Genomic DNA, 7,290 nt, shown 5'->3' with positions numbered 1-7,290 from the left:
GATCCGGCCCGACAACGTCGCGCAGGTCCCTATACAGCGCGCCCGGGCGAGTCGGATGCCCCGTGAGCAGCGAGAAAGCCTTGACGTTGAAGGTGAAGTCGGCCGGGGTGCGCGTCGCCCACGTCCGCACCGTCCGCTCCGCCGGCGGCGCGTAGTAGGTGGAGTCGACCTCGACCAGCGGGAACTGCCGGGCATAGTAGCGCAGCCGCTGCTCGGCGCTGGTGACCTCCGGTGGGTACCATCCGGACCTCAGCAGCGTCGGGTCCGTCCAGGAAGCTGTCCCGACCAGAATGTCACCCATGCCCGTCACCCCCCCGCCGGGTTCCACGCTCGCGAACCGGTACCTGCCCGCGAACGGCATGGTTGACGTCAGGACCCGTTATCCTTTTACAGGCGAATGTACCGGTACCCCGCTCGGGCTCGGACCCGGGCCTGTCGGCTATACGGGCAACGGCAGCCGTCCGGCCCCACGACGTACGAGAATGCCATCGAGGGGAACCACTTCCGGACCCATTCCTCCGCCGTTGGGAGAAGCCATGAGTCGTCGTGAACTGGCCAGTCGGACCAGAATAAGTGCTTTCCGCGAAGGGCCGTACGTGCTGATCGTCGCCGAAGGCGACCTGCCCACGCCCGGATTCGACGTCGACATCGCCGAGAGCAGGGTGCGCATCTTCCCGCAACAGTTCGACCTCGAGCGCCGCGCGCGGCCCGGCGTCTTCCCGCAGGTGGTCACGCCATACCGCTACGCCGAGATGGTTCGCTACCCCGAGGATCAACCCCGGATCACCGTCCATCACGCCGACGGCACCGACCAGGTCGACATCGAGCCCTGCGGCAAGGAACTGGCCGGCTACGTCGACACCGTTCGCGGGAGCGCTCACCGGACCGCCGCGCCGGAGGCGGAGGCGGGGACCGAGCCAGGGGCGGAAGAGGCCATCGGACTGTCACCCGCACTCAGCTTCGACGAGGCGTTCGCCAAGGCCCTCGCCAACCTGCCGTCCTCGGACACCACGACCGCCGACGCGCTGGCCCGCGTCCAGGTGCTGGAGATCGGCGGCCTGTTCGGTGGCATCGCCGGCTTCCACCACCTGTTCGTCCGGGTCAGCCGGACCATCAGCTGACCGCAGACACGGATCCGGGTCCGTAGCCGGAGTCGGCTACGGACCCGGGCCGGTTGATGTCCTCCCGGGGTGGCTGGGGTGACGACGGCCAGCCGGCCCGAGCAGATTGCCCGGGGCTGCGGCCGGTCAGGCGGCGGCGAGCGTGGTCGACCAGAGCACCGCACCGCCGGAGTCCCGCAGCTCCACGGTGAGCCCGCCACCGGGATCGAGGTGCACGCGGCCGAAGAACTGCAGACCGGCCGAGGGCGGCAGGTTGGACTGACCCGCCGGAGGGGCCTTCACGAAAATAGCCTCGGGGCCGAAGGTGGGGTCGAGCGTGTTCGGGCCGAACGTTCCGGCGTTCAACGGCCCGGAGACGAACTCCCAGAACGGGGCGAAATCGGTGAAGGCGGCCCGGTCCGGGTGGGTAGTGGTGCGCCGCCGTGTAATGGACGTCAGCAGTCACCCAGACCACATTGCGGACCCGGTGCCGGCGGAGGCCGGCGAGGAGGTCCGCGATTTCCACCTCGCGCCCCAGGGGGGCACCCGGCCGGCCCTGCCCCACCGCCTCCACGCCGCTCGGGTTGTCCGGCACCAGCAGCCCGAGCGGGAGATCGGCGGCGACCACCTTCCAGGTGGCGCGGCTGGCGGCGAGCCCGGCCAGCAGCCACTCGCTCTGGTGGCGGCCGAGGATCGCCACGCCGGCGGGATCCTCCTGGCCGTCGGGATTCGGGTTCTTGAACGAGCGCAGGTCCAGGACGAAGACGTCGAGCAGCGGGCCGTAGGAGATCCTGCGGTAGATCCTCCCGCCCGGGCCGGCCCGACCGGGAATGAACGGGGTGTACTCCAGGAACGCCTGCCGCGAACGCGCCGCGAGGACGTCCACCCGTTTCTCGCTGTACCGGGAATCGTCAAGAATCTCACTGGGATACCAGTTGTTGAGCGTCTCGTGGTCGTCCCACTGGAACACCCACGGCACCTCGCGGTTGAACGCGAGCAGGTTTGCGTCGAGCAGGTTGTACCGGTAGTTGCCGCGGTACTCCGCGAGGGTCTCGGCGACCTTGGACTTCTCCGGGACGACGAGGTTGCGCCACAGCGAGCCGTCCGCGAACGGAACCGTCGGGAGGAGCGGCCCGTCCGCGTACACGGTGTCCCCGGAGCAAATCGCGAAGTCCGGGTGGTGAAGTCGGTCGCCGCGCCCACCCGGACGACGCCGACCCGCCGGGCGGCGGTGAACGTCTCGGTGGCTGCCACGTCGACCGCGAGCGCCGCCGGCCGATCGGCCCGTGCCCACACCACCGCGCTGTCCGCGGTGACATCGCCGGACTGCACGCCGGAGGTGAACGTGGGCCGGCCACCCCGCACCTGGCCCGGGGCCCGGTCCGCGACCCGCGCCGCCGGAACCCCTACGGCGGTGCCGGCGGCGGCCGCCAGTGACGCCACCGTCGCTCGGGCCAGCACGTCCCGTCGGTTCGGCACGCGTTCCTCTGCCATCTCGCCCGGCCCTCCTGTCACTGTCCGTATGGCCGCAGTCCCCCGACGTCGACCATCACAGTGCAGGTTCCGGGCAGCCGTCGGCCCCCGTTCCGGAAGCGAAAAAGTGAACTGTGCGTGGCGTCCCGCACCGCCTGCCGCACCGCGTCCCGCCCAGACCACCTCTTCCGGGTAACCCTCGCGAGGAACCCGGGCGCCGACCGCTCGGATAAAGTCACGCGCAGAGCCGCAGAGCCGCAGAGCCGGGGAAACCCTGGTCATCTGGGCCGCTCTCACGGCCCCTTAGCGCTTTCGCGATCCGTATCTACGTAGAAATTGCTATGATCTATCCGTAGATGCGGTTTCAGTCGGAGCTTTGCCGTCAGTAGATCAGGCGGTTGATCAGAGTGGATGCGTGACATGTTCTGGCCAGGCCCCGCCCACCCCGACGACGAGACCAGGCACTGGCTCGCCCGGGTCGAGAAAGTCGCCCCGGTCCTGGTCCAGCACCGTGAACAGGCCGAACAGGAGAGAATGACGCCGCCCGACGTCATCGACGCCCTGCGTGAGCAGAACATCCACCGGATGTGGGTCTCCCCGGCCTTCGGCGGTGGCGGGGTGAGTGTCCGGACCGGTTCCGCGGTGCTCCAGGCGCTCGCCCGGATCGACGCCTCCGTCGCCTGGCAGATGGGGGTCCAGGGCGTTATCGGCCGGATGTCGGACTACCTCCCGGAGCAGACGGCCGGCCGGATGTTCCGGGAGAGCGATGGTCTCGTCGTCGGTGGGATCAACCCGTCGGGCCACGCCGAGGCCGTCCCCGGCGGTCACCGGGTACGCGGTCGGTGGTCCTTCGCCAGCGGCTCCACCCACGCCGACTGGCTGGTGTGCGCCTCACTCGTCACCGAAACCAGCGCGGCCGGCGAGGTAGCCGCGGGAAGTATGGCGGACTCGTCGGCCCCGACCCCGCCCACAACCCGGATGATGTTCGTTCCGCGGGATGCCGCCCGTTTCACCGACGACTGGTTCACGATAGGGCTGCGCGGCACCGGGAGCGTCAGCTTCACTGTCGACGACCTCTTCGTCCCCGAGGAGCACACCGTCGACGGCGGGCTGCTGCGCCGGCTGCCCGCGGCCCGGCCCTCGCGCGGCTACCCCATCGCGTACTACGACTTCGGCCCGTTCACGACCGCGTCAACAGCGCTCGGCATCGCCCAGGACGCGCTGAGCGCCTTCCCGGGGCTGGCGGTCAGCGCGGTTCCTGCCCGCGGGACGGAGACGCTGGCGTCCAGCCACACCGTTCAGGCCGGCATCGCCCGCGCTGCGGCCCTGGTCAGAGCGGGCGAACTGCTGCTCGACGATGCGGCCGGCCACGCGAGTGCCCGCCTCATCGGCGGGGAGAAGCTCAGCGCCCTGATCCGGCTCGCCGCCGCCGCCGTCGGCGAAAACACCCTGAAGGCCGTGGACACCCTGCACGGCCTGGCCGGCACCAGGGCCCTGGGCGCGGCCGGCCGGCTCGACCGCTGCTTCCGCGACATCCACACCGTGGTCGCGCACATCACCCTGGCGCCGACGAACTTCGAGATGGTCGGGTCGTATCTCCTGGGCGGCTCGTTGCTGATGCGGCGCTGACCCCCGCCCGATGCCCCGAGCCCCGAGTACGGTCCTGCGGTTTCCTCCTGCGGTTTCCCCGTCGTGGCGGGCACCCAGGGCGCCCTCGCGGATGGCGGTGATGACGGCCGAGAAGTTCCGACCGGGACCGTCCCGGCGGACGAAGTCCGCGTAGATCTCGGCCGCGGTGTGCCCAGCACCGTACCCATCCCCTTGGGGAGCACCGTACCCATCCCCGCGGGGAGCACCCGGTGACACCCGTGGGAGTATGCCACTGGCAACCCACGGCTGACTCGAACGACTACATCAGTGTTATCAGAATGTTGTTGACAATGACCGGCGACGTTCGCGGTCGGCGATGGTCACGTCGGCAAGACTCGCAGTCCGCGAACATCCGGCCCATGAAATCACAGTCCGCGATGCCACACCCGGCGAAACCGTGTTCGACGATGCCTCACCAAGGCATACCCAACACCCGCTATAGCGGAAGCCCGCGAACATCAACATTCAAACAAACACCTGACATCGCGACCCGACATCCAGATCCGAAGAAAATACATTCCGACGCCCCCCGGCAACCCGTTATCCCACCGTTCCAGCACGGCCGACCAGGAGCGTTCGTGGCTCGTCCGCCCGAAGTGCTGTTCGTCTGCGTTCACAACGCGGGCCGTTCTCAGATAGGCGCCGCTCTGCTCGACCGACATGGTCGTGGCCTGTTCCGCGCCCGATCCGCCGGCACCGCCCCGGCCCCGGCCATCCACCCGGGAGTCGTCACCGTCATGGCCGAGGTAGGCATCGACCTGTCCCGGGAGTCCCCGAAGCGACTGACCAACGAGATGGTCCGCGACTCCATCGTCGTCATCAACATGGGATGCGATGACGCCGTTCCCAGCTACCCCGACACGCGCTACCTCACCTGGAAACTGGATGATCCGGCGGAGTGCGCGCTCGAGGAGATCCGGTCGATCCGCGACGAGATCGACGCCCGCGTCCGGGCGCTGGTCTACAGTCTCGGCGTGGCCGCCCGCGTCGGGCTACTGAAGAACCAGCCCGGTTACACCGGGATCCCGCCTGGCGGTACTGACCCGGATGCGTGGCGCTATCCTCCACCGGTCGGGGCGGGCGCACCCGACACAACCGCGTGATCCGGCGCGACCGCGTCGACGGACTCGGCCTCCCGGTGCGGGATGATGATCGTCGCGCCGATCCGGACGGTGCCGCCACGCACGACGTCGGCGCGCAGGCCACCCCGGTCGCGTAGCGCGCTCCAGACCCCGGGGCGGGTGAGCTGTTCGAGGTAGGAGCACGGTGGGCAGGGCCGGGCACCGAGCAGGACAACGTCGTCGATGCGGAAGGTCCGCCCGACAAGGTCGAGTAGCGCGACGCCCTCCGTCACCAGGTTTCGCCTGGTCTCCCACTCGGCCAGAGCCACCCCGGCATCCGCGGCCACGGCGGCGATGACCTCACGCTCGATCAGCGTGACGGCACGACCGGCGCCACCGCGCGCGGAGTAGGTCCCGGTGCCGATGGCGTAGCGGTCGCCTTCGAGGCCGTGACCCTCGATCACTCGAACAGCCTCACAGGCCCGCCTCCGGGTACCCCGGATCGGCGTGGTGTAGATCCCGACCAGGCGTCCCGCGGCCATGATGCCGACGCTACCCCGTTTCGGGTCACCCGCGCCCGGACAATCGCAGGAACCCGCGCACCCTCGCCATACTCACCGCCGCGCGGTTTCGGCCTGCTCGGCCTGCTCGGCGCCCCCTTTCTGCTCGGCACTCCCTTTTTCCTCGGCCCGCTCGGCCTCGGCCTGCTCGGCGCGTTCGGCTTGGGCCTGCTCGGCTCGCTGGGAACGGTCGCCGCCCTCTCTCTCGTGGCCGGCCCCCGACTCCTCGGGCTGTGCCACCACTTTGCCGTCGCGAATCTCGCCTCGCCACGACCCGGTTGCCTTGCCCTGCATCATGATGAACCGGCGGAAATGCTTGAGATCGAGGCGGGCCCGCCGGCCGCCGGCACGCCAGATATTCCCCGTCCTCTCGACGAACCCGCTGGGATAGTATTCTATGGTCAGCAGGATCCGGGTGAGGTCGTCAGCGAGCGGATGAAAAGTGACGGCGCCCCTGGTGGAGCCCTTTCCGCCCTCGGACGTCCAAGCGATCCGCCGGTCCGGGATCTGCTCTTGGATGGTCGCCTTCCAGCTGCGTCGGGACTTGAAGACCTTGACCCGCCAGTTCTGCTCGGTCTCGCTCTTCGCTTCCACCGCCTCCACGCCCTTCATGAAACGGGCGAAATCCGGGAACTGCGTCCACTGGTCGTAGGCGACGGACACCGGGACACCGACGTCCACCGTCTCCTCGATGTTCGTGGCTTTGAGTGGCCCGCTCTTGCCGCCGCGCTTCCCGCGGCCGATCTTCAGCGCCCCCTTCGCCTTCTCGCGCATCGCCGAGGCCGCGGTCCTGAAGGCCGCCTTCGTCGGCGGTTCCCCCTTGACCAGCCGCTGGACGCCCTCGGCGAGCGGGGAAAGCTTACCCTCCTTGCCGTTCCTCTCGGCCAGCCCGTGGAGTTTCTCCGTGCTCGAGGTGAGCCGCTGCGCCGTCCTGCCGACCAGGTGCGCCCCACCCGCCTTCGCCAAGTTCTTCGTCTCGTCGAGCAGGCTCTTGGTCGCCGGGCTGTCACGCAGGGCACCGAGAAAACCCTGCGCCGGTGGCTTCGTCGTCGGCCGCTCTGTCGTCTGCGTCATCTCCGCTCCTCGTCGATCGGACCGTCCCTCGGATGTCACCGCTCGGAGGTGACGTTCTGCCGGCCACGCGCGGCGCGGCGCGGCCCCGCCGAACGTCCGGGCGAAGAACGGCGTTGCGCACCGGACTGCGCCACAGCCTCGGGCGCCGCTCCCTCACCGGCCGCCCGTTGCTCCGACCGCTCGCCCTGCTCGGTCTGCTCCGCCTGCCCACGCTGCTCGGTCTGCCCACGCTGCTCGGTCTGCCCGCCCGAGGTGCCCTCCTCGGATTCCGCCGCGGCGGGCGCCAGCTTCTCGCCCTCTCCTTCGCCCCGGCCGGGTGCGGCGACCTCCGGCACGGCCCCGGTCACCCCTTTGACGGCCCCGGTCACCCCC

General features: G+C 69.7%; 8 protein-coding genes and 1 pseudogene. 3 read left to right on the top strand and 6 right to left on the bottom strand.

The window, feature by feature from the left end:
- Positions 1 to 301, bottom strand: a 301-nt coding sequence (locus tag AC08OJ_RS10650; protein ID WP_476595650.1) for a DUF72 domain-containing protein, incomplete at its 3' end; no start/stop codon positions are given.
- A 235-nt stretch (positions 302 to 536) separates the two neighbouring features.
- Between AC08OJ_RS10650 and AC08OJ_RS10645 the strand changes: the two genes are divergently transcribed.
- Positions 537 to 1,121 (top strand): hypothetical protein, encoded by a 585-nt coding sequence (locus AC08OJ_RS10645; protein ID WP_476595649.1) that lies wholly within the window; start codon positions 537 to 539, stop codon positions 1,119 to 1,121.
- Here AC08OJ_RS10645 and AC08OJ_RS10640 read toward each other — a convergent pair.
- Both AC08OJ_RS10640 and AC08OJ_RS10635 read right to left on the bottom strand, forming a co-directional pair.
- Positions 1,114 to 2,247 (bottom strand): alkaline phosphatase D family protein, encoded by a 1,134-nt coding sequence (locus AC08OJ_RS10640; protein ID WP_476592495.1) that lies wholly within the window; start codon positions 2,245 to 2,247, stop codon positions 1,114 to 1,116. The genes AC08OJ_RS10645 and AC08OJ_RS10640 overlap by 8 nt on opposite strands.
- 35 nt (positions 2,248 to 2,282) lie before the next feature.
- A pseudogene (locus AC08OJ_RS10635) lies at positions 2,283 to 2,594 on the bottom strand (PhoD-like phosphatase N-terminal domain-containing protein); the annotation flags it as partial.
- A gap of 399 nt (positions 2,595 to 2,993) precedes the next feature.
- Here AC08OJ_RS10635 and AC08OJ_RS10630 point away from each other — a divergent pair.
- Both AC08OJ_RS10630 and AC08OJ_RS10625 read left to right on the top strand, forming a co-directional pair.
- On the top strand, positions 2,994 to 4,202 hold the full coding sequence (locus AC08OJ_RS10630) for an acyl-CoA dehydrogenase family protein (protein WP_476595648.1): 1,209 nt from the start codon (positions 2,994 to 2,996) through the stop codon (positions 4,200 to 4,202).
- A 599-nt stretch (positions 4,203 to 4,801) separates the two neighbouring features.
- Positions 4,802 to 5,326, top strand: a complete 525-nt coding sequence (locus AC08OJ_RS10625; protein WP_476592497.1) for an arsenate reductase ArsC — start codon at positions 4,802 to 4,804, stop codon at positions 5,324 to 5,326.
- Here the strand turns inward: AC08OJ_RS10625 and AC08OJ_RS10620 are convergent.
- The 3 genes from AC08OJ_RS10620 to AC08OJ_RS10610 all read right to left on the bottom strand — a co-directional run.
- Entirely contained in the window at positions 5,281 to 5,826 is a 546-nt protein-coding gene (locus tag AC08OJ_RS10620) for an MOSC domain-containing protein (protein WP_476592498.1), read from the bottom strand. The genes AC08OJ_RS10625 and AC08OJ_RS10620 overlap by 46 nt on opposite strands.
- A gap of 72 nt (positions 5,827 to 5,898) precedes the next feature.
- The gene (locus tag AC08OJ_RS10615; protein WP_476595647.1) at positions 5,899 to 6,918 is read right to left on the bottom strand and encodes an SRPBCC family protein; all 1,020 of its coding nucleotides are present in this window, start codon (positions 6,916 to 6,918) and stop codon (positions 5,899 to 5,901) included.
- Positions 6,919 to 6,953: 35 nt separating this feature from the next.
- A partial coding sequence (locus AC08OJ_RS10610) for a hypothetical protein (RefSeq protein ID WP_476595646.1) occupies positions 6,954 to 7,290 on the bottom strand: 337 nt, incomplete at its 5' end.

It is taken from the genome of Frankia sp. CgKIO3, from assembly GCF_977946435.1.
Note: the sequence above shows the minus strand (reverse complement) of the source record. Positions and strands in the feature narration are given on the sequence as shown.

Bases quoted from the DNA above. Each gene is read 5' to 3' on its own strand.
- AC08OJ_RS10645 (WP_476595649.1), top strand. From the start codon at position 537: ATGAGTCGTCGTGAACTGGCCAGTCGGACCAGAATAAGTGCTTTCCGC.
- AC08OJ_RS10630 (WP_476595648.1), top strand. From the start codon at position 2,994: ATGTTCTGGCCAGGCCCCGCCCACCCCGACGACGAGACCAGGCACTGG.
- AC08OJ_RS10620 (WP_476592498.1), bottom strand. From the start codon at position 5,826: ATGGCCGCGGGACGCCTGGTCGGGATCTACACCACGCCGATCCGGGGT.
- AC08OJ_RS10615 (WP_476595647.1), bottom strand. From the start codon at position 6,918: ATGACGCAGACGACAGAGCGGCCGACGACGAAGCCACCGGCGCAGGGT.